This window comes from Nocardia colli, assembly GCF_008704205.1.
Lineage (GTDB): Bacteria > Actinomycetota > Actinomycetes > Mycobacteriales > Mycobacteriaceae > Nocardia > Nocardia colli.
Map to the genome: position 1 here is coordinate 52741 of NZ_VXLC01000012.1, position 21949 is coordinate 74689.

At 67.9% G+C, this 21949-nt stretch carries 17 protein-coding genes; 10 read left to right on the forward strand and 7 right to left on the reverse strand.

All coding sequences use genetic code 11. The features are described 5' to 3' along the window. Window positions 1-154 precede the first annotated feature (154 nt). From F3087_RS23355 to F3087_RS23370, 4 genes are all read left to right on the forward strand, one after another. The gene (locus F3087_RS23355) at window positions 155-1603 is read left to right on the forward strand and encodes an MFS transporter (protein ID WP_150404171.1); all 1449 of its coding nucleotides are present in this window, start codon (window positions 155-157) and stop codon (window positions 1601-1603) included. 50 nt (window positions 1604-1653) lie between these two features. After that, window positions 1654-2313, forward strand: a complete 660-nt coding sequence (locus F3087_RS23360) for a response regulator transcription factor (protein ID WP_150404280.1) — start codon at window positions 1654-1656, stop codon at window positions 2311-2313. Window positions 2314-2326: 13 nt separating this feature from the next. Next, entirely contained in the window at window positions 2327-3757 is a 1431-nt protein-coding gene (locus tag F3087_RS23365; protein ID WP_150404172.1) for a sensor histidine kinase, read from the forward strand. Between the two features lie 241 nt (window positions 3758-3998). Further along, entirely contained in the window at window positions 3999-4916 is a 918-nt protein-coding gene (locus F3087_RS23370; protein WP_150404173.1) for a TAXI family TRAP transporter solute-binding subunit, read from the forward strand. Window positions 4917-4924: 8 nt separating this feature from the next. Here the strand turns inward: F3087_RS23370 and F3087_RS23375 are convergent, their stop codons facing one another. Then, on the reverse strand, window positions 4925-5248 hold the full coding sequence (locus F3087_RS23375) for a metal-sensitive transcriptional regulator (RefSeq protein ID WP_150404174.1): 324 nt from the start codon (window positions 5246-5248) through the stop codon (window positions 4925-4927). Window positions 5249-5418: 170 nt separating this feature from the next. On the opposite strand from F3087_RS23375, the gene F3087_RS23380 reads away from it, so the two are divergent. Together F3087_RS23380 and F3087_RS23385 are read left to right on the forward strand one after the other, a co-directional pair. Continuing rightward, entirely contained in the window at window positions 5419-6228 is an 810-nt protein-coding gene (locus F3087_RS23380; protein WP_150404175.1) for an S-methyl-5'-thioadenosine phosphorylase, read from the forward strand. 33 nt (window positions 6229-6261) lie between these two features. Then, the gene (locus F3087_RS23385; protein ID WP_150404176.1) at window positions 6262-7272 is read left to right on the forward strand and encodes an NAD-dependent epimerase/dehydratase family protein; all 1011 of its coding nucleotides are present in this window, start codon (window positions 6262-6264) and stop codon (window positions 7270-7272) included. 4 nt (window positions 7273-7276) lie between these two features. Here F3087_RS23385 and F3087_RS23390 read toward each other — a convergent pair whose 3' ends face one another. Further along, window positions 7277-8269, reverse strand: coding sequence for a GAF domain-containing protein (locus F3087_RS23390; protein WP_150404177.1), 993 nt, complete (start codon window positions 8267-8269; stop codon window positions 7277-7279). Window positions 8270-8374: 105 nt separating this feature from the next. Further along, on the reverse strand, window positions 8375-9208 hold the full coding sequence (locus F3087_RS23395) for an NAD(P)H-binding protein (protein WP_150404178.1): 834 nt from the start codon (window positions 9206-9208) through the stop codon (window positions 8375-8377). Between the two features lie 84 nt (window positions 9209-9292). Here F3087_RS23395 and F3087_RS23400 point away from each other — a divergent pair, with 84 nt between their 5' ends. Beyond that, window positions 9293-9853 (forward strand): NADPH-dependent FMN reductase, encoded by a 561-nt coding sequence (locus F3087_RS23400; RefSeq protein ID WP_150404179.1) that lies wholly within the window; start codon window positions 9293-9295, stop codon window positions 9851-9853. 393 nt (window positions 9854-10246) lie between these two features. Here F3087_RS23400 and eccE read toward each other — a convergent pair whose 3' ends face one another. After that, complete coding sequence (gene eccE / locus F3087_RS23405; protein ID WP_150404180.1) at window positions 10247-11899, reverse strand: type VII secretion protein EccE; 1653 nt, start codon at window positions 11897-11899, stop codon at window positions 10247-10249. Between the two features lie 112 nt (window positions 11900-12011). On the opposite strand from eccE, the gene eccB reads away from it, so the two are divergent. Then, window positions 12012-13496, forward strand: coding sequence for a type VII secretion protein EccB (eccB, locus tag F3087_RS23410; RefSeq protein WP_150404181.1), 1485 nt, complete (start codon window positions 12012-12014; stop codon window positions 13494-13496). Between the two features lie 4 nt (window positions 13497-13500). Here eccB and F3087_RS23415 read toward each other — a convergent pair whose 3' ends face one another. Next, window positions 13501-14316, reverse strand: a complete 816-nt coding sequence (locus tag F3087_RS23415; protein WP_150404182.1) for a potassium channel family protein — start codon at window positions 14314-14316, stop codon at window positions 13501-13503. 289 nt (window positions 14317-14605) lie between these two features. On the opposite strand from F3087_RS23415, the gene F3087_RS46040 reads away from it, so the two are divergent. Then, complete coding sequence (locus F3087_RS46040) at window positions 14606-14842, forward strand: hypothetical protein (protein WP_191094105.1); 237 nt, start codon at window positions 14606-14608, stop codon at window positions 14840-14842. A 13-nt stretch (window positions 14843-14855) separates the two neighbouring features. Here F3087_RS46040 and mycP read toward each other — a convergent pair whose 3' ends face one another. Both mycP and eccD read right to left on the reverse strand, forming a co-directional pair. Next, on the reverse strand, window positions 14856-16271 hold the full coding sequence (mycP, locus tag F3087_RS23420) for a type VII secretion-associated serine protease mycosin (protein WP_317983932.1): 1416 nt from the start codon (window positions 16269-16271) through the stop codon (window positions 14856-14858). Continuing rightward, window positions 16268-17734, reverse strand: a complete 1467-nt coding sequence (eccD, locus tag F3087_RS23425) for a type VII secretion integral membrane protein EccD (protein ID WP_150404183.1) — start codon at window positions 17732-17734, stop codon at window positions 16268-16270. Before eccD ends, mycP begins: the two co-directional genes overlap by 4 nt. Before the next feature lie 170 nt (window positions 17735-17904). Here eccD and eccCa point away from each other — a divergent pair, with 170 nt between their 5' ends. Beyond that, window positions 17905-21939, forward strand: coding sequence for a type VII secretion protein EccCa (gene eccCa, locus F3087_RS23430; protein ID WP_150404184.1), 4035 nt, complete (start codon window positions 17905-17907; stop codon window positions 21937-21939). Window positions 21940-21949 lie beyond the last annotated feature (10 nt).

Sequence of the window (21949 nt, forward strand, 5' to 3'; positions counted from 1 at the left end):
CGCACTGTGTTCGGCGGCCGCGACCAGCGGAAGTTCGCCCGTGCGATCGTCCTAAGGGACTGTAAGGATGCGACTCGGAGCGTTCCCCAGCGGCTGTGACAGCAGACACACTCGATCTCGGCTGACGCGCTGATGCGTCGAAGAAGGAGATCTTGTGACTACGACACAGCCCGTGAGCGAGCGGCGGGTCGTCGCGAACGTGCTTCGCGGATCGATCGGCAACCTGGTCGAGTGGTACGACTGGTACGTCTATGCGGCGTTCAGCGTCTACTTCGCGAAAACGTTCTTCCCCAAGGATGATCCGACCGCGCAGCTGCTCTCCACGGCCGCTGTTTTCGCCGTCGGCTTCCTGATGCGCCCGATCGGCGGCTGGCTGCTCGGCCGCTACGCGGACAAGTTCGGCCGCCGCTCCGCGCTGACGCTGTCGGTGACGGTGATGGCCGCCGGTTCGCTGCTGATCGCGGTGACTCCCGGCTACCAGACGATCGGCCTCGCCGCGCCGGCCATTCTGCTGATCGCCCGGCTGCTGCAAGGACTTTCGGTCGGTGGTGAGTACGCCACCAGCGCGACCTATCTGTCCGAGGTCGCCTCGTCGGGCAAGCGCGGGTTCTACTCGAGCTTCCAGTACGTCACCCTGGTCGCCGGCCAGCTGGTCGCGCTCGGCGTGCAGATCATCCTGCAGCAGTTCCTGACCAGCGCGGAAATGAACAACTGGGGCTGGCGGATCCCGTTCTTCATCGGTGCCGCGGGCGCGCTCATCGTGATGTGGCTGCGGCGCAGCATGGACGAGTCCGAGCAGTTCCGGGCCGCGGCCGCGGACCCGGAGAACCGGGTCTTCGTCACCGACGGCATCGCGGAGCACGCCTACCAGTACGGCAAGGACAAGGCCGCCGAGTCGGCCGCCGCACAGCGCGGCGAGCCGAAGCCGCCGCCCGCGCGTGGTTCGCTGCGCATGCTGCTGCAATACCCGCGCGAATGCCTGCTGGTGATGGGCCTGACGCTCGGCGGCACGGTCGCGTTCTACACGTACACGACGTACATGCAGAAGTTCATGATCAACACCTCGGGCATCTCCAAGGGCACGGTCGCGTGGATCAACTTCATCGCCCTGCTCGTGTTCGTGGTGCTGCAGCCGCTGGCGGGCGCGTTGTCCGACCGGATCGGGCGGCGCAAGCTGCTCATCTTCTTCGGTGTCGCGGGCACGCTGCTCACCGTGCCGATCATGACCGTGCTCGCGCACACCACGAACGTGCTGGCCGCGTTCGCGCTGATGATGCTGGCCCTGGTGATCATCACCGGCTACACCTCGATCAACGCCATCGTGAAGGCGGAGCTGTTCCCGACCAAGATCCGCGCGCTCGGCGTCGGCCTGCCGTACGCCCTGACCGTCGCCATCTTCGGCGGCACCGCGGAGACCATCGCCCTCGCGCTGAAGAAGGCAAACCACGAGTCGGTGTACTTCTGGTACGTGGCGGGCTGCATCCTCGTCTCGCTGGTCACCTACTTCTTCATGCGGGAGACCTCGGCCTCCTCGACCATCGAGGCCGAGGGAACCGGCGATACCGGGGTCGTCGAGCCGGAACACCGGCTGACCACTGCGTGAGCATCGGCCCGGCGCCCGCGCCGATCGACCCGCTGTGGGACGATCGGCGCGTGCGGCTTGCGGTGGTCGAAGATGACGACGGCGTCGGGGACGCGCTGGTCGAGGCGCTGAACGCCCGGGGCTACCGGGCCGAGCGCAAGCGACGCGGCGCGGATCTGCTGACGGCGCACCGCGGTTATGACGCGGTCATTCTCGACCTCGGCCTGCCTGACGCGGATGGTCTGCAGATTCTGCGGCAGCTGCGCGAAGTGAGTCAGGTGCCGGTGCTGATTCTGACCGCGCGCAGCGACGAACGGTCGATCGTGCGCGGCCTGCGCGGCGGTGCGGACGACTACATCGTGAAGCCGCCGCGGATCGCGGAATTGATGGCCAGGCTCGAGACCGTCACCCGGCGCGCGGCCGCCGCGGCGCAACCGGCGCAGGAGGTGGTGGTCACCGGGGACGTGCGGGTGGATCTCCAGGCGCGGGCGGTCGAGGTGGGTGGCGAGCCGATCACGTTGACCCAGAAGGAATTCGAGCTGGTGCAGGCGCTGGTCGAACGGCCCGGCGCGGCGGTGAGCAGGCAGCAGCTGATGGATCGGATCTGGGGCGACGCGTTCGTCGCGGTGTCGCGGTCGCTGGACGTGCACATGACCGGCCTGCGCGCCAAGCTGAATCGGCCGGGGCTGATCACCACGATTCGTGGCTACGGGTATCGGTGGGGGCAGTGACCGGGGACAGGGTATGCGGCGCCGGCTACTCATCGCGCTGACCGTGTTCGCCGCGATCGCGGTGCTGGCGTTCGCCGTCCCGCTGTCGCTGACGGTGGCGACAAGCCGGACCCAGCAGTTGGTGCTCGCCCGGTCCGGCGACGCCGACCGGTTCGCCACGCTGGCCGCCGCCGCATCGACCGGGGGTGACAGTCGTGCGTTGTCGGATGAGGTGGGTCGCTATCACGAGCTGTATGGCGAGAACGTGCTGGTAGTCGATGCCAAGGGCGCGACGACCGCCAACGGCGGCGCGAACCTCGATGACCCGGGAATCGGTGCCGCGGTGGCGGCGGCCCGGCGTAATCAGCGCCCGCACGCGGTGGACCAGCTGACGCCGTGGGGCGCGCCGACCATGCTCGTCGCGCGTCCGGTCGGCACCGGAGTGCAGGTCAGCGGCGCGGTGGTGATCGAGGCGTCGACCGCGCGGGCGCGCGCCGACATCGCGCGGACCTGGGCGTTGATCGTGCTCGGCGGTGCGATCGCGATGGCGCTGTTCACTTTGCTCGCACTGACGTTGAGTCGCTGGGTGCTGCGACCGTTGGCGGCGCTGTCGCACTCGGTCGCCGATCTCGCCGCGACCGTGCCGAAGCCGCGGGCTGAGACGATTGCCGCGAAACATCCCTTGTCCATCGCCAGTCATCACGGTGGTCCGCCGGAAATGCGTGCTGTCGCGGAATCTTTCGACGCCATGGCGCTGGCGGTCGCGGATTCGGTTGACGCGCAACGGCAGCTGGTCGCCGATACCGCCCACGCCATGCGAAACCCGTTGGCCGCCCTGATGATTCGGCTTGACTCGCTGGAGCATGCGATACCCGGCAACGCGGCCGGCACCTTTCGCAGCGCCAGCGCGGAGGTCGAACGGCTGACCGCACTGCTCGACGGTCTGCTCGCGCTCGCCTCCGCCGAAACGCCGGATGCTTTCGACCTGGCCGAGTTCGGCGAGGCCGATGATCATTGCGACGCAGTGCAAGTGGTCGCCGATCGCTTCGACGCGTGGCACTCGGCCTTCGAGGCGGCGGGGCAGGAACTGCACGTCAGTCCGTCCATCGAACACGCAGACGTCGCCGTCCCCGCGGACGTGCTGGCGCAGATTCTCGATGTGCCGCTGAGCAATTCGTCCCGCTACGCAGGAACCGGCACCCGCACCGTACTCACCGTCGCCGCCGAACCGGGCTGGGTCACCCTGACCGTCCAGGACAACGGCACCGGTGTGCCCACCGACGAACTCGATCGGCTCACCACCCGCTTCTTCCGCGGCTCGACAGCCGTCAGCGGCGGCTCCGGCCTCGGTCTCCCCATCGCCGCCGCCCTCGCACAAGCCCGCGGCGGCACTCTCGCCGTCGCATTGATCGCCCCGCACGGCCTCGCCGTGCACATCCGGTTACCTGCGGCGGAGGCCGTATGACGAAGCGCGGCAATTCGTCCCACCGGCATCGGCGCGGCCGCCGCGCGGCGGCTGGTCGCCGAGGGTGCGGCAGTGGTGCTGTGTGGCGTGCGGCGGCCGTGCAGCCGCGCTATGGACGGCGGGCGGACAACGACGGAGCGTGGGATGGCCACGCCTGGATAGCCGTTGGCCGGGGACGTGTGACAGAGCGAAACCTGTTGTTGCGAGCGGCATTCGGCAGCAGACGCCGATTCGAGGTGTCATGGTGCTGATAGGTCGGCGGGGCTTTCTGGCGCTGAGCGGAATGGCCGCTGCGGCGGGCATTGTCGGGTGCGGGCCGAGTGGCGGCGGGCCGGTCGTGCGGCTGGCGTCGGGCGAAATCGGCGGGTTCTATTACGCGTTCGCCGGATTGCTCGCCGCTGCGGCGGCCCGATCGGGTGACGTGCGGATCGAGCGGGTGATCACCTCGGGTTCACAGGAGAACCTGACCTTGCTGGCGCACGGACGGGTGGATGCCGCTCTGGCACTGTCGGATTCGGTGCGCGACACGACGGATCAGGTGGCGCTCGGCCGGGTGTACGAGAACTACTTGCAGCTGGTGGTGCGCTCGGACAGCTCGATCGGGAGCGTCGCGGAGCTGCGTGGCGCACGGGTGAGCCTGGGCGCGGAAGGATCGGGGGCCGCCTCGACCGGCGACCGGATCCTGCGGGTCGCCGGCCTGGATCCCGAAGTGGACGTGCAGGTTTCGCATCGCCCGCTGCGCGAGGCGGTGGCGGAGTTGGCATCCGGGCAGGCGGACGCGCTGCTGTGGGCCGGCGGCGTCCCGACGAGCGTGCTCGAGATCCCCAAGCGGATGCGGCTGGTGGACATGGGCGAACTGGCCGCACCGATGCGTGAGCGGTTCGGACCGGTGTACGACCGGGTGGAGATCCCCGCCGACGCCTATCCCGGCGGCGTCGCCGTGCACACCATCGGAGTGGCGAACTTCCTGCTCGCCGCCGCGTCCCTGCCCGACGACGTCGCCGCGTCGATCGTCGAGCTACTGGTCTATCAAGCCGATTCGCTGGTGCCGACCGAAGCCGCGGGCACCCAGTTCCTGGACGGCCGCTCGCTCATCGGCACCGCGCCCGTCCCGCTGCACCCCGGCGCCGCCGAGGTCTATCGCCGCTGGCACGGCTGACCGCTCGGTCAGGAGCGAACCAGCCGGGCGATCGCGTCGGTCGCCTCTTTGATCTTCGCCTCGGCCTCGGGCCCGCCCGCCACCGCGGCGTCGACCACGCAGTGACTGATGTGGTCTTCGAGCAGCCCCATCGCCACCGCCTGCAGCGCCTTGGTCATCGCGGAGACCTGGGTGAGGATGTCGATGCAGTACTTCTCCTCCTCGACCATCCGCTGCAGTCCGCGCGCCTGACCCTCGATGCGCCGCAGCCGCTTGAGGTAGTCGTCCTTCGCGGTGATGTAGCCGTGCGCGGCGTGATCGTGCGCGGTGTGGTCCTGGGGGGTGGTGGTCACGGCGTCTCCTCGCTGGCTGCCGGTCTGCGGGCGAACCGGATTAATACCCCCCTAGGGTACAGTTATCCGGCTCGCTTGTCAGGCGGGCGCTCATAAGGCTCGAGCTGCCGGTCGTCTGGAGTTTCGGTCCCCCTCGAGCGGCCGTCGCGTCGAGACGAGAGAATCGGTGCATGAGTTCGCATGCCAAGCCCGCGCTCGCCGTCATCGGCGGCAGCGGCTTCTACGATTTCTTCGACAACGAGGCGACCCACGTCGAGGTAGAAACCCCCTACGGCGCGCCGAGCGCGCCGATCGCGGTCGGCGAGGTGCAGGGCCGCCCGGTCGCGTTCCTGCCGCGGCACGGCAAGAATCACGAATTCGCCCCGCACACCCTGCCGTACCAGGCCAACATGTGGGCGCTGCGTTCGCTCGGCGTGCGCCGGATCTTCGCGCCGTGCGCGGTGGGCAGCCTGCGCGCGGACTGGGGTCCCGGCACGGTCGCCGTGCCGGATCAGCTGGTGGACCGCACTTCCGGTCGTCCGCAGACCTATTTCGACGGCGGTGGCGTGCACGTCTCGTTCGCCGACCCGTACTGCGACGACCTGCGCACCGCGACGATCAAGTCCGCCGACGACGTGCTGCCGATGAAGGGCGCGGGCACGATGGTCGTCGTGCAGGGCCCCCGATTCTCCACCCGGGCCGAGAGCCGCTGGTTCGCCGGGCAGGGCTGGGACCTGGTGAACATGACCGGCCACCCCGAGGCCGTGCTCGCCCGGGAACTCGAGATGTGCTACGCCGCAGTCGCTTTGGTGACCGACCTGGACGCGGGCCTGGAAGAGGGCAGCGGCGTGCACGCGGTGGACGTGTTCGCCGAGTTCAAGCGCAACCTGGTGCCGTTCAAGGACCTGATCCGGCGCTCGGTGGCCGCAGTCACCGAGACCGACACCTGCGATCGGTGCCGCGTTCATACCGGGGTGTCGCTGCCGTTCGAGCTACCCTGACCCAGGCGGGGGTGCCGAACAAGGGTGCGGTGAATGAGAGTGCTGATCACCGGCGCGGCCGGTTTCCTCGGAACACACGTGCGCAAGGCCGTGTCGTCGGCCGGGCATGAGGTAGTCGCCATCGACCTGATGCTCGCCGCGGTGCACGGGCCGGACGCGGATCCGCCAGACGGCGTCGCGCGGGTGGACGTGCGCGACGCCGACGCGCTGGCGCCGCTGCTCGCGGGCGTCGACGTGGTCTGTCATCTGGCCGCGGTCACCGCGGGCACCGGCCCGGCCGACTTCGCCACGCACAACGATCTCGGCACCGCGGCGCTGCTCGGCGCCATGGAGCGGGCCAAGGTGCGCCGGCTGGTGCTGGCGTCCTCGATCACCGTGTACGGCGAGGGGCGGTATCGAAGCGCGCGCGGCGGGCCGTTCTTCCCGGGACTGCGCAGGCGCGCGGATCTGGATCGGGGCATGTTCGATCATCGCGCGCCCCGCACCGGTGACCTGCTGACCTGGGAACCGGTGAGCGAGGACGCGCCGCTGCGCCCGCGCGACAGCTATGCCGCGAGCAAGGTGGCGCAGGAAAACTACGCCTTCGCTTGGGGATTGAACGTCGGCGGCGCGGTGACGGCGCTGCGGCTGCACCAGGTCTACGGCGAGGGCGCGCGGGCCGGAATGGTGGGTCAGGTGCGGGCCGCGCTGGACGAGGGCCGGGCGCCGCACGTGTTCGAAGACGGCGGGCAGGTAAGGGATTTCGTGCATGTGCGCGATGCCGCCATGGCGGTGCTGGCGGCGGTCGAGCAGGCGCTGCCCGGGTTCGTTCCGCTGAATATCGCGTCGGGGCGGCCGATCACGCTGTGGGAGGTCGCCTCGATCATGGCCAAGGCGTGCGGTGGTCCGGCGCCGATCGTCACCGGGCAGTACCGGCTCGGTGACGTGCGCCATTTCGTCGCCGATCCCGAACGGGCCAGGCGGACACTGGGTTTCACCGCGATGGTGGCGCCGCGGGTCGGGCTGGCCGAGTTCGCGGCTCCGGTGCGGGCGGCGGCCGGCTGACCGGTCAGCTGTGCGGCCAGTCGACGATGTCCAGCTGGACCAAGGCGAATTCGGGTGTCGGCGTGCCGGTGGTACCGCTGGGGAGCGGGGACGCGGCCAGGTCGGCGACGAGCCAGTCGCCGGTGTCGGTGGCCATGCGCACCCCGGGGATCGTCACCCGCTCGGCGCCGGATCGGATGTCATTGCGGGCGCGAACTATTCGATGCCGGTCGGCCGGGTGGGGCACCGTGCGCTCGTCGGTGCCGCGGCCCCAGCGCAGTCCGGGGACGGGTTCGGTGACCCAGCGGACCAGGCGCACCTGGGCGAGATCGACTATCGCGAGGTAGAGGTTCGGTTGTGCGCCGCGCAGCAGGTCCAGGGTTGCCGCTTCGAAGGATTTCCGCTGCGGTGCAACACTGTCGGTGACGTCGACGGCCAAACCGAGCCAGCGGTAACGGTTCTCGTCGGGATTGCGGGCGGCGAGCAGCAGCGTGCGCGGTCCGGTGCGCCCACGCACGGTCGCTGTGTCGAGCCAGCGGTCGCCGGGCTCCGACCTGGCCAGGGTGGCGACGAGATCCAGTGCACCGTCGAATCGTTCGATGAGTTCGAAGGATTCCGCGCCGATCCACACGATGTGGTCCGGCTCGAAATGCGGGCCGAGGTCGTGTGGGAGCGCCTCGATCCGCCGGGCGCGCGCGTCGACGCCGAACGCGGCCACGCCGACCGGTGGCGGTGGCTCGCCGGTGCCGACCCACAGGCGGACGGCGTGTACCCGGTTGTCCGGTCCGTGCAGCGGCACCACCAGGATGCGCTGGCCCGACCAGTTGTGCCGGGACTGTGGCAGCTGCTGGTCGATGCTCGAACCGGTGGTGTAGGCGGTGGCGACGAGGGGCTGTAGTCGCGTGGATACCGCGCGCTGGAACGACTTCCACTCGCGCGGTGCCGTGCCGACGGCGAGCAGCGACCACGTATCGACGTGTCCGAGCGTTTCGATGAGCAGCCAGCGCCCGAGTATCACAAATCCCCCTCCCGAGTCGAACACTATGCCACGGTCAGGCCGATAGCCAGGCCATATCGTGCCTGATTCGGCCGCGCGGACCGCGCGAGGGGTCCGCTTGCGCGGTCAGCGCACGAAGTCGGCGGTGTGTGCGCGCGCCCACTGCTCGAAGGTGCGCGGTGCGCGTCCGGTGACTTCTCGCACGGTTGGGTACAGCGTCTCTTCGTCCAAGGTGCCGTCGGCGAAGAAGCTCAGGAAGGCGTCGACGTAATGCTGCGGCATGGTGGCCGCCAGCTCGGCCCTGGTCTCTTCGGTGGTGAGTCCGTGTGCGACGAGTTGCCGATCCAGAACCGCTGCGAGCAAGGCGATTTGGTCGGCAGGCAGCAGCGCTTGCGGGCCGGTCAATTCCAGGATCCGGCCGTCCAGATCCGCGTCGGTGAGGGCCCGGGCGGCGACCGCGGCGATGTCGGCGGGATCGATCGCGCCGACCCGGACGTCGGGGAACTGCACCCGCACCACGTCGCCGACCGCGAGCTGGGGGAGCCAGCGCAGCGCGTTCGACATGAACGAGCGCGGGCGCAGGAACGTCCACGCCAGCTCGGATTCGCGCACCGCCTGTTCGGACAGGGTCATGTAGCGGGAGACCGCGTTGTCCAGGTCCTGCAATGCCGCCGCGGCGCTCGACAGCAGCGCAACCCGTTGCACCCCGGCCTTTTTCGCGCGGTCGAGCAGGTCGGCCCGGTTGTCGTAGCCCGGCAGCAGGAACAGCGCGCGCACGCCGTCCAAGGCGTCGGCCATGGTCTCCGGGCGGTTCAGATCGCCTTTCACCGCCTCGACGCCGGCGGGCAGCGTGGCGGTCGCGGGATCGCGCACCAGCGCGCGCACCTGGGCGCCGGACTCGCTCAGTGCTGCCACCAGTTCGCCGCCGATGGTTCCGGTCGCACCGGTTACCAAGATCATTTCGTCTTCCTTTCGCCGCATCGGCGTGTGCCACGGGCAGTCTATTGACGGCCTCCGCCCGGCCGCGCCCGTTACGCTCACGCGGTGGACACTCCGTTGCGACTCGAGGTAATCGTGGCCAGCGTACGTCCGGAGCGGTTCGCTCCGGTGGTCGCCGACTGGTTCCTGCGCACAGTAGGCGCGCACGCCGAGTTCGATACGGGCGTCATAGATCTGGCAGACACCCACCTGCCGACCGACCTCACCGACACCCCCGAGGCCACCGCCTATCGCACCCGCCTGGCCGCCGCCGACGCCTTCGTCGCCATCACCTCCGAGTACAACCACGGCTACCCGGCGTCCCTGAAGACTGCCTTCGACACTGCCAAACAAGAATGGCGCGCCAAGCCCATCGGCTTCGTCTCCTACGGCGGACTCTCCGGCGGCCTCCGCGCAGTTGAACAACTGCGTCAGGTGGTAGCCGAGATCCACATGGTCTCGATCCGCGAAACCGTCAGCTTCCACCAAGCGAAGAAGCAATTCGACGCGTCCGGCGAAACCCACGACGGTGCCGCCATCGACGCCTCGGCCCGCATGCTCCGCCAGTTGGCTTGGTGGGCAAGAACCCTGCGCACCGCCCGAACAACCGACCCGTACCCCGGCTGATCCGCACCCCCGCGCACCATCCACCCGTCTGCGCACGAATCACCTTGTCGCGCACGAAATCGCTGGCCACTTCGTGCGCACCTCGCCAAAACATGCGCGGCGCACCTGGCCCACCCCTTGAGTGGCGTTGCCACGCGCAGCGCACCGATCTGCGGCCCGCGCACTACTGTGGTTGCTGCGCACAGGTTGCGCGGACGCGCATGTAATTGCCGGCGATTTGGTTAGCGCCACAATGAAACGTGCGCCGCGTGGCCGCACCCGTGCGCGACTCGCCGAAGGTCGCTGTGGGCGGCCGGGCAACGGAGTGCCTATCGGTCCGCAGCGCACAGGTTGTGCGGACGCGCACGAAATCGCTGGCGAATTCGTGCGCGGCGCAACAGGATGTGCGCGGTGTCAGCCCGCGCTGGGCACCGGGGCGCCGCGGCGGCCGCGGGGGTGGCCGATGTAGGTGGCTTCGCGGGGGATGGAGACGAGGGTGAGGTCGACCTGGGCGGTGCCGGTGCGCAGGATGACGTGGTTGCCGATCGCTTGGGGCTGGTGGATGGACAGGTCGGGGCGGGTGGCCGGCCAGCCCATCGGGTCGCCGGTGACGTAGATCGTGGTGACGCCGGCGTGTGGGGCGGGGGCGAGGACGCCGTCGACGACGGTGGCGGTGAAACCTGCGTCGGACTGGTGGGTTTCGACGGCGAGGGTGAGTCGCTCCGGGTTGCCGATGGTGGTGACGAGGTTTTCCCAGGCGTGCGCGCGGTCCGTGCGGATGAGGATGCGTTCGCCGACCGCGAGGGCGCGGAACACCAATTGCTGTGCGAGATAAAGCTCTCCGGCCACGTAGACCGTGGAGATGCCCGCGCCGACGATGCGGACCGCGACGCCATTGCCCTCATCGTCGGAGCCGATCAGCTGACCGCAGCCCGAGGACGGCAGGTGCAGGGCGTCGATCACGTCGATCGGGTATTCGCTCATCGGGACGGTGGCGTCCACGCCGGGCACGGCGAGCGGCAGGTGCGCGAGCAGTCCGTCGCGGTGCCGTCCGTTCATCGACACCATGCCGGAGAGCTTGCTGCGCTCCGGCAGTTCCCGCGCGGTCAGCCGCCATGCGGCGCCGATGCTCACCGACTCGGCCGAACTACCCGGCCGCAGCCGGACCGCGACCGTGGTGCCACGCGACGGGGCAACCCACAGCTGCGCGAGCAGGTCCGAGCCGAGCCGCTTCGGGTCGACGGCCATGCCGATGTTCACGCTGTTGCCGATTTCGGCATAGCGCCAACGATGTTCGAGGGTGCGCGGGTCGAATCCGCTGGTGATCTGCAGGACCGCCTTGCGGATTTCCGGCGCGGTCAGGATGCGGGCGTTGCAGTCGGCGTCTTCCAATGCGCGCATGATGCGCTGGGTCGCGATGGTCACCGCGCGAGACGCGCCCTCCGCACCGCCGCCACGTCGGGCCGCCGCCTCCGGACAGGCGACCGCGTCGAAGCTGATCGCCAACCACACCGTGCGATGCGCGGTGGCGGGCAGCGGACCGAGCAGCGATTCGTAGATCTTGCCCGCGGGCGTGCCCGACCTGCTGCGGTGCCCGTGGCTGACGATATCGATGCCGCTGAGCAGGATGTCGTGCTGGTTGAGGCATTTCGCCAATTCCGGCAGCGGAAGCAGGTGCGAGGCGTGCACGGTGTTGCGGGCGATCCGAGTCAGCCCGCCGGGAGGCGCGAGCACCTCGACCACCGTGACAACCCGGCTGCCCTCCCAGTACAGCCCGAGCGAACGCCCGTCGGTGCCGCGGAAGTCGACGGTCTGGCCGATCGTGTACTCACGTTTGGTGACGTAGCGCCACCAGGTCGCGATCCAGTCCAGCACCGTGCGCTTGGCGATCGGGATCAGCGGAATCAGCGCGACGACGATGCCCACCCCGAGCGCGATCAGCGGCTGCAGCCCGGCGATCAACGCCACTACCCCCGCGATAAAGCCGATGACCTGCGCAATCAACAGATTCTGCAGCGAGATTCGGCCAAGGAGCGGCCGTGGTCCCGCCCCGGCAGGTTCCGCCATCGTCGTCCCCCAAGTACCCGGTGTCGGCCGATTAGGAGTGGCCGAGCTGAACAAGAGTCCTCGGGAACTGTACTGTGTTGCGCGAACGTGAGCACTGTTCGGGGGAGGAATAATGCCTTCAAAACCCACCACTCGGTGGCAGGTCAGCGGCTACCGCTTTCTGGTCCGCCGGATGGAGCACGCCCTGGTCCGCCGGGACGTGCGAATGCTGCACGACCCGATGCGCTCGCAGTCGCGGGCGTACGCGGCCGGGCTGGTTTTGGCGATCGTTGTGTTGGCTGGTTGTGGTGTCTTGGCGCTGCTGCGTCCGCAAGACAAAATCGGGGACAAGAAGATTCTGATCGCGAAGGAATCCGGCGGCGTCTATGTGCAGATCGACGACGTCGTTTACCCGACCCTCAACCTCGCTTCGGCTCGCTTGGCCGCCGACGACTCGTCCAAGCCGACGATCGTCAAAGATTCCGAGCTCGGTAAGAAGCCGCGCGGCCAGCTGATCGGTATTCCGGGTGCGCCCAGTTCGTTGATCTTCGACAAAGCAGGCAAGGGGCGGAGCTGGACCGTCTGCGATTCGTTGAAGACCGACGGCAGCGACGACCGCACCACCTCGGTGCTGATCGGCGACCTCGAGCTCAACGACAAGGCGTCGGCCATGGGCCGGGATCAAGGTCTGTTGGTGAAGGGCAAGAACGCGACGTATCTGGTGTGGAACAACACGCGCGCTCGGGTCGACATGAACGACCCGTCGGTCACTGTTCCGCTGAAAGTTCGCGGCGCGATTCCGCGGCCGATCAGCGAAGGGCTGCTGAACTCGATCCCCGAGGTGAATCAGATCGTGCCACCGAAGATCGATGATCCGGGTGGGACGCCCAGCTACCCCATCAATAATTTGAAGATCGGCACGGTAGTCCAGATTGCCGGCAAGGCCGATCAGAACGCCGTCATCCTGCGCGACGGTTTGCAGCCGATCAGCCCGCTGACCGCCGCCATCATCCGCAGCTCGCAGCCGAGCTCGGACCACGGCACGGCCATCGGTGACTTCGAGGCGGCTCGCGCGCAGCCCTCGCGGACGTTGAAAGTGGATACCTATCCGGATGTCGCACCCGCGATCATCCAGACAAACTCGCGTCCGGTGAGCTGCTTGTCGTGGAAGCCGATTGCCGGAGCCGCGGGCAACGCCGATGTCGCTGTGCGTGCCGAATTGGCCGTCATCGACGCCACCGACCTGCCGATGCCGAAGAGCGCCAAGCTGGTCCCCCTCGCGCAGGCCGACGGCAACGGTGACAACGTCGACTCGGTGTATTTCAAACCGGGCTCAGGCGCCTTCGTCCAGACCACCGGCATCGAAGTCGACAGTCGGCGCAAGGACAGCCTGTTCTACGTCTCCGACACGGGCGTTCGGTATGGCATCAAGAACAAGGATGCGGCGAAAGCACTCGGGATGGACATCGACGGTGGCGTGACGCCGGAACCCGCACCATGGCCGATCGTCGGCCTGCTCGCCGGCGGACCGACCATGGGCCGCGAGGAAGCGATGGTCGCGCACGACGGCATCGCCCCTGATCCGAGCCCGGCCAAGCAGCCGATCGCCTCGAAGTAAGCGGCTAACGACCGTCCGCGCCAACAGAATTCGAGCTTTCGGCATTGTTGGTCTCGTGTAGCGCCGCCACCTCGGCGCGCAACGCGCGAATCTCCTCGACCAGCACATTGATCTCCCGGTCGGTGCGGTCGGCCGACTCCTCGACCGTTTTCAACTGATCGATCACCCAGCTGGTCGTGGTGCCGATGGCGAATGAGATGATGCCGATGCCGAAGGTCATCAACACCAGGGAGATCAGTCTGCCCTCGACGGTGACCGGGTAGACGTCGCCGTAGCCGACGGTGGTGACCGACACCGCCGACCACCACAGCGCGTCACCGAAGTTCAGCACCTTGCTGCCTTCCACGCCGTACTCGGCGTCGAAAAAGGCCAGGCTGCACAGGAACAGGATCAACACCGAACTGCTGCCGACGAACACCGAGAGCCGAGTGCGGTGCGTCAACGTGTGCCGGTTCAGCGTGCCGAGCACCAGCACTGCCGCCCGCACCAGCCGCAGCGGCCGCAGCGGCCGAAACGGCGGAACCAGCACGATCAACAGTTCCACCGGGTGCGTGCGCAGAAATTGCCAGCGGCGAGTGGACAAACCGAACCGCATCAGAAAGTCGCCCGCGAACAGAACCCAGATCACCACGTCGACTCGTTCGAGCCAGGCATCCAACTGTGGCGAGGCGCCGGTATCGAGCACGAACCACGCATAGACGCCGAGAAACAGCACCGCGAGCACCACCATCGGCACTCCGGTCGCCCGCTCCCACGCCTCGCGGCGGCTAGGTCCCTGCGTCGCGGACGTGCCGCTGACTGCTTGTTCTTGCTGCTTCATGGGGAACTACCTGCGTCGATTCGGATCCGGCACCCTGTGTACCGCAGTTTGCGGTGCAGACGCTACCTGCAGCTCAAAGGATTTTCCGGCAGCCCGCACGAGTCGCCGAGCCGGGCGGATCGAAGTAGTCCCCGAACCGAGGGAACCGATCGTGCTCTTGCTGCGTCATACCAAGTGTCAGAACAAGTTTCGGGTGGGGGACAGTGCGGCTATGGCTGCCTCAGGTGGCCTGCTGCGGAGAACTCAGCTGGAAGACCAGAGAGACCTCTCTCGCGTGTAATGAAGGGGAATGATGAAGAACGCATTGAAAGCTGCCGCATCCATTTCGATGGTCCTAGGCGCATTGAGCGCACTCGGCGCTCTGGGCGCAGGGGCGGCGCAAGCGGATTGGACCAGCGGTGGGCCCTTTGCGAGTCGTGAGGACTGCGACGGCTATCGCCACGTGCAAGGCGGCGAAAATGCCAAGTACTGGTCCTGCAAGTCGACGGCCGACGGGTGGATACTGGAGCCGAAGACAACTTACTGATACTTTCGCCGGCCTACATGTCGTCGCCGGAGATGCCGAATCTGCGGCGGATCGGGAAAGACGCGAGCATGCCGAGGATCAGCAAGATGGCGACGGTGCTGCTGCCGATCAGGGCGATGTTGCGGGCTCGATGGTCTGGCGGCGGGGTTGATGCGGGTACCGCGAGCTGCACTTGTACGGGTGCGGCGGAGCGTTTCGGTGGGAGTGGTTCCGTGACTTCGGCGGTGAGCGCCGCGACCGGATCGATTGCGCCGTAACCGACATAGGGGTTCCAGCCTCCGCCAGGGGCGTGGGCTGTGGCCTCGATGCGTTTGATTACGTCGAGCGCGCTGAGTTCAGGGAAGCGAGCACGAACCAGTGCAGCTACGCCGGATACGTAGGGTGCGGCAAAACTGGTGCCCGCATTCGGAATTAGCCCTTGGTTTTCGTATTTTCCGGTAATGGTGCCGGTACCACGCGGATCGAGCGAGACAATATTCTCGCCGGGTGCGGCAATGCCGACCCAAGGTCCCGGAACCGTGAATTTCGAGGGTGCGCCGTTCTCGTCGATCGATCCGACCGCAAGGACATAGTCATCGAAACGCGCGGGCGTGACGTTGGTTGTCACGTTCTTCCACGGGTCGCGATCGGGATGCAACGGGTCGACAAGGTTGGGATTGCTGGGTTTGCACTTGTCGTCGGTGTTGCCCGCGGCCACCACCACGACGGCGTTCATCTCGAGCGTTGCGTAGCGCACGGCGGCGCCTACTGCTCCGTCGCCGAGCTGTTCGCTCGCTGACAAGCAGGAGACCAACGAGATGTTGATGACTGAAGCGCGCCGGTCGGCAGCGCGACGGATAGCGGACGCAAGCGCGTCGATTTTGCCGTATCCCTTGGCTGGGTCTTCGGGTCTCTTGTCCTGCCGGCCAGGGGTGTCGTACAAGGCGCTGGTTTGGCGGATCGATAAGATGCGAGCCTCGGGCGCGACACCGTAAAACCCTTGCCCGTCTACCTGTTTCGCGGCGATGATGCCCGCCACGATCGTGCCGTGCGCGTCGCAGTCCTCGCTGACACCGTCGCCAGGGTCTGCCACATAATCACCGCCCGCCTCCACGTCGGGCAGGCGTGGATGACGGACGACTCCCGTGTCGATTACGGCGATGAGCTGGCCCTCTCCTTTGGAGAATTCCTGGGCGCGCTTCAGATTCAGTGCCATCTGCGGTGCCGGAACTGTCGGGCCATCGCCACCCTGTTGAGTGGAGTAGCAGGGAGAGTTGGCCGGATGTTCGGTCTTGTCCGGCGGCCGGGCCGGGTCGCCCGCCGGTAGCAAGGACGGGTCGACCGGCGGCGGCCGATCCGCGTGTGCCACACCCTGACTCGCGCCCAACCCGAACGACATGCTGAGTGCGACGACCGCCGCTGCCGCGCCGGTGCGCAGGTACCGGTTCACAGCCCGCGGACGAGGGAGTAGAGGCTGGCCACCCAGAAGACCAGGGGGAGGACGGCGGCTACGAAGGCGTATTCGAGGAGTTCCACGCCGCGGCGCATGGGTGGGGTGGCCGATTGGTTGGGGATGATGATGCCGAGGATGAGGGCGGCGATGAGGATCACCATGGCGGTGCCGAACACAGCGAGTGGCTGGTCCATCTCGAAACTGGCGCCCACCAACATGATCAGCACGATGCCCGCGCCGCCGGCGATGAGGACGACGGCTTGTTCGGCGCCCGCGTAGGTGCGGCTGCGGAACATGAGGACGACGGCGCACACGATGGCGAGGGCGATGCCCTGCCAGTACGGGTCGTCGGCCATCGGGTCGGTGGCGGCGAGCGCGCCGACGGCGGTGACCGCGGTGGTGGCGGCGACCAGGCCGGCCAGGTACATGCGGGCCCGTTCCGACTTCACCCGCAGGGCCTCCATGGTGGGCAGTGCGCGGTGGTCGTCGGGGTCGTCCTCGGTCGGGTCGATCGGGGTGCCGGGGGAGGGGACCGGCGGCAGCGGCAGTTTGGCCAGCAGCATGGAGATTCGCGGTGCGAGGGCGAGACCGGCGAGGCCGAGTGCCGCGGCGCCGGCGCCGATCGCGCGCTCGGGCTGTGCGGTGAGCAGCCCGACCAGGGCGGCAGGCACGGCATAGACGGCAAGCGTGGTCGCGCCGATGAAGAGCGCGAGGCCGACGCCGCTGACCCGCCACGCCAGAACCGCAGTGGCGCCTAGTAATACAGAGCCGAGCAGAATGTGTGGCCAGCCGTAATGATCGGGCACGTAGAGCATGCCCGCGGTAAAGGCAGTCGGTAGTGCGCATCCACCGAGGACCAGCGCGGTGGAGGTGTCTCCATACATCCGGCTGAGCACCATGGCCGCGACCACCAGCAGGATCGTCACGGCCAGCGCGACCGAACCGCTGACCCAGTAGGGCAGCGAGCCGGGCGCGAGCAGCAGCCCGAGGCAGCCGACGAGCATGGTGAGGGCGGCGAGCACCGAGCCGGTGATCCGCGCGACCTTGGGGGTCCAGCTGCGGTAATGATCGGTATCGGCGATCGCGACGTTGTACATGATGTCGTCGAACAGCGGCGTGGGTGCGGTGTGCGAGGCGCTCTCCAGCATGAGCAGCTCGCCGTCGCGGACACCGTGCTCGCCGAGGCTGAGCGAGTTGGAGAACGGCGGGTGACCGATCCGGGCCAGCACCCACTCGGCGGGCTCGAAGCGCTCGCCCTCGTTGTCGAAGTCGTTGGTACGGCTGTGCTGTGCGACCATGTCGACGACGCTCGGAATCACCAGCGCGACCGGCACGTCCACCGGGATCGCCATGTCCACCTGGGTGTGCTTGGCGAGGATCGTCACCCGGGCGAGATCCGGTGCGCGGACGATGCCGTGCGAGGAGTTTTCATCGATGTGGTCAAGTCGCGCGTGCGTCAAGCTTCCCCCAACTCGTCTTCTACCTCGTATTTTCGCAAACCCGAGACCCTACGTCGAGTTTGCGAACCCACGGTTCGGGCAGCAGAATGCTGGTCGAACTGTACGACATGTCGGCTACGGCCTCTACACTGAGCCGGAATCACAGCAGTCGAGGAGGGGGATTCTCGCAGATGAGTACCGTCCGGTTTCAGCGTCGCGCGCGCCGGGAGATGCCGCGCTCGCCCGGCGGCGAGGTCACCTTGCAGCCGCCGCCCGAGATCCCTCGGGTGACGCCGGGCAGCCTGCTGATGAAGCTGATGCCGGTCGTGATGATCATCGGCATGGTCGGGATGATGGCGCTGATGTTCACCCAGGGCGGTGGCATCGGGTCGAATCCGATGAGCATGATGTTCCCGCTCATGATGATGTTCTCCATGGTCGGCATGTTCGCCGGTCAGGGCGGTGGCAAGGGGGCAAAGGCCGCCGAGGCGAACGAGGACCGCAAGGACTATCTGCGTTATCTGGACCAGGTGCGCCGCGACGTCGACACCACGGCGACCCAGCAGCGCGCCTCGGTCGAGTGGAGCCATCCCGAGCCCACCCTGATCTGGATGCTCGCGGGCACCAGCCGCATGTGGGAGCGCCGGGCCGGCGACAAGGACTTCTGCCACGCCCGCATCGGCGTCGGCGGCCAGCGCCTGGCAACCCGCCTGGTCGCGCCGGAGACCGGACCGGTCGAAGAGCTGGAGCCGATCGCGGCCGTCTCGCTGCGCCGCTTCGTGCGCGCCCACTCGACCGTGCCCGACCTGCCGACCGCGATCGCGGTCAAGGGTTTCGCGACCATCGCCCTGGACGGCGACCGGGTCGAGGCCAGGGACATGACCCGCGCGATGCTGTTGCAGCTCAGCATGTTCCAGGCGCCGGACCAGGTGCTGTTCGCGTTCGTCTGCGGTCCGGACACCGCGCGCGAATGGGAGTGGACCAAGTGGCTCCCGCACACCCAGCACCCCGACGCCCAGGACGGCATCGGCACCCAGCGCATGTTCTACGGCTCGATCCGGGAAGCCATGGCGGGATTGCAGCCGCTGCTCGGCAACCGGGTCCGTTACTCGCGTAACCAGCCGGCCAACGCGAACATGGTGCACATCGTGATCGTCGTCGATGGCGGCCTGCTCGAAGCCGAGGACGATCAGCTGCGCGAATCCGGCTACGAGGGCGTCACCATCATCGACCTGTGCGGCTACGCCCCCCGGTTGGCGGTCTCCCGTGGCATCAAGATGATCGTGGAGAACGGCGAATGCGTCGGCCGCGGCGCGACCGGCAACCAGGAGCGCTTCGCGCTGATCGACCGGATCAGCCCGCAGCAGGCGCAGCAGGTGGCCCGCCGGCTCGCCCCGTACCGCGCGGCGACCCAGCGCAGCAGTGACGTGGAAACCGATGACTCCGAGGTGATCTCGACCTGGAGTCAGCTGATGGGCCTCGGCGACATCGGCATGTTCAACCCCGAACACGCGTGGCGTCCGCGCTACGGCCGGGAGCGGCTGCGGGTCGCCTTCGGTGTCGGCGCGGACGGTCTGCCCGTCGAACTCGACATCAAGGAAGCCGCCGAGAACGGTATGGGCCCGCACGGCCTGTGCATCGGCGCGACCGGTTCCGGTAAGTCGGAGTTCCTGCGCACGCTGGTGCTGAGCCTGCTCGCCACGCACTCGCCGGATCAGCTCAACCTGGTGCTCGTCGACTTCAAGGGTGGCGCGACCTTCCTCGGTTTGGACAGCGTGCCGCACGTCGCGGCCGTCATCACCAACCTGGAAGAAGAAGCCGACCTCGTCGATCGTATGAAGGACGCGCTGGCCGGTGAGATGAACCGCCGCCAGGAAGTGCTGCGCGCCGCGGGTAACTTCGCCAACGTCTCCGAATACGAGAAGGCCCGCGCCGCCGGCGCCGACCTGGATCCGCTGCCCGCGCTGTTTGTGGTGCTCGACGAGTTCTCCGAATTGCTCACCCAGCACCCGGATTTCGCCGAACTGTTCGTGATGATCGGCCGGCTCGGCCGCTCGCTGCACGTGCACCTGCTGCTCGCCTCGCAGCGCCTCGAAGAGGGCAAGCTCAAGGGTCTGGAGAGCCACCTCTCCTACCGGATCGGTCTGAAGACCTTCTCCGCCAACGAATCCCGCCAGGTGCTCGGCGTACCCGACGCCTACAACCTGCCGAACAACCCCGGTGGCGGCTACCTGAAGTCGGACTCCGGCGAGATCGTCCGGTTCCAGGCTTCCTACGTCTCCGGCGCGTACGTCGGCGGCGGCTCGCAGCGGGACATCACCGTCGCCACCCAATCCGGCGACATCGATATCAAGGCCCGCCCGTTCACCGCCACACACGTGGATTTCCGTGCGGTGGACCGGGTTCCGCTGCCCGCCGAGCCCAGCGAGACCGAGCATCAGGGCGACGACGGCGAGCAAGTGTCCAACGTGCACATGCTGGTCTCGCGGATCAACGGCCACGGCCGTCCCGCACACGAGATCTGGCTGCCGCCGCTGGACGAGGCGCCCACGCTCGACCAGCTCATCCCGCGCTCGATCCTCACCGGCGAGTACTCCGCGGTGGCGACGCTGCGCGCGCCGATCGGCATCGTCGACCGGCCGTACGATCAGCGCCGCGACCCGATGGTCGTCGACCTGTCCGGCGCCCGCGGCAACGTGGCCGTCGTCGGCGGTCCGCAGTCCGGCAAGTCGACCGCGTTGCGCACGCTGATCATGGCCATGTCGCTCACCCACACCGCCGAGCAGGTGCAGTTCTACTGCCTCGACTTCGGTGGCGGCACGCTGATGAGCCTGCAGGGTCTGCCCCATGTCGGTTCGGTCGCAAGCCGATTGGACGGGGATCAGGTCCGGCGCACCGTCGCCGAGATGACCACCATCGTGCGCACCCGTGAGGCGCGGTTCCGGCAGCTCGGCATCGAGTCGATGACCGAGTTCCGCCGCCTGCGCGCCATGGATCCGTCCAGCAGCCCGGCCGCGACCGGTGCGCACGAGGATCCGTTCGGCGATGTGTTCCTGGTGATCGACGGCTTCGGCTCCATCCGCCAGGACTTCGAGCTACTCGAGCAGACGATCATGAACCTGGCTGTGCAGGGTCTGTCCTACGGCGTGCACATCGTCATCGCGCTGGCCGGCTGGCGCGAGGCGCGCCCCGCGCTGAAGGACCAGATCGCCACCAGAATCGAACTGCGACTCGGTGATCCGATGGACTCCGACCTCGGGCGCAAGTTCGCGTCGATGGTTCCGCAGGCCCGCCCGGGTCGCGGTATGACGCCGGACTGCCTGCACATGCTGACCGGTCTGCCGCGCATCGACGGCAGTTCGGACCCGACCGATATCGGCCAGGCCGTCGGCGACGCGGTCGCGACCATCGCCCGCTTGACCCCCGGTCGTCCCGCGCCGTCGGTGCGCATGCTGCCCGAGGAGCTGCCGCGCGAGCAGATGCTCCAGCTGGCCGGAAATTGGCCGTCGCAGGTCGATCAGTCGGCGAAGTGCATGCGAATCCCGATCGGTATCAACGAAGCCGAGCTGGCGCCGGTCTACATCGACTTCGCCGTGAGCCCGCACTTCATCATCATCGGCGACACCGAGTCGGGAAAGACGACGCTGCTGCGCTCGATCGTCGAGGGCATCTGCGCCTCGAACACGCCGGACCAGGCGCGGATCATCATGGGCGACTACCGGCGTTCCATGCTCGGGATGGTGCCGGAGGGTTATCTCGCCGGATACGGCTCGACCGCGCCGCAGTTCACCCAGAACATGATCGATCTGGCTGCGTACGTGAGTAATCGGTCGCCGGGCACGGACGTGACGCCGCAGCAGCTGAAGGAACGCTCCTGGTGGAGCGGACCCGAGCTGTACGTGATCATCGACGACTACGACCTGGTGTCCACGTCGAGCGGAAATCCGGTGCAGGCGTTGCTGGAACATCTGCCGCACGCCCGGGACCTGGGTTTCCACCTGATCATCGCCCGGCGTTCCGGCGGTGCCGGCCGCGCCATGTTCGAGGCGACGCTGGCCAGGATGAAGGACCTCAGTGCGGCCGGTCTGACCATGAGCTGCAGCCGTGACGAGGGTGTCCTGATGGGCGTGACGCGGCCGAGCCCGATGCCGCCGGGCCGCGGCACCTATGTCTCCCGAAGTGGCGAAGGTCTGATCCAGACGGCCTGGATGCCGCCGCCGGCCTGATGTCTACCGT

Excerpts from the sequence above, each read along its gene's own strand:
- F3087_RS23365 (WP_150404172.1), top strand. The coding sequence starts at position 2,327 with ATGCGGCGCCGGCTACTCATCGCGCTGACCGTGTTCGCCGCGATCGCG.
- F3087_RS23370 (WP_150404173.1), top strand. The coding sequence starts at position 3,999 with ATGGTGCTGATAGGTCGGCGGGGCTTTCTGGCGCTGAGCGGAATGGCC.
- F3087_RS23380 (WP_150404175.1), top strand. The coding sequence starts at position 5,419 with ATGAGTTCGCATGCCAAGCCCGCGCTCGCCGTCATCGGCGGCAGCGGC.
- F3087_RS23385 (WP_150404176.1), top strand. The coding sequence starts at position 6,262 with ATGAGAGTGCTGATCACCGGCGCGGCCGGTTTCCTCGGAACACACGTG.
- F3087_RS23395 (WP_150404178.1), bottom strand. The coding sequence starts at position 9,208 with ATGATCTTGGTAACCGGTGCGACCGGAACCATCGGCGGCGAACTGGTG.
- eccE (WP_150404180.1), bottom strand. The coding sequence starts at position 11,899 with ATGGCGGAACCTGCCGGGGCGGGACCACGGCCGCTCCTTGGCCGAATC.
- eccB (WP_150404181.1), top strand. The coding sequence starts at position 12,012 with ATGCCTTCAAAACCCACCACTCGGTGGCAGGTCAGCGGCTACCGCTTT.
- F3087_RS23415 (WP_150404182.1), bottom strand. The coding sequence starts at position 14,316 with ATGAAGCAGCAAGAACAAGCAGTCAGCGGCACGTCCGCGACGCAGGGA.
- F3087_RS46040 (WP_191094105.1), top strand. The coding sequence starts at position 14,606 with ATGATGAAGAACGCATTGAAAGCTGCCGCATCCATTTCGATGGTCCTA.
- eccCa (WP_150404184.1), top strand. The coding sequence starts at position 17,905 with ATGAGTACCGTCCGGTTTCAGCGTCGCGCGCGCCGGGAGATGCCGCGC.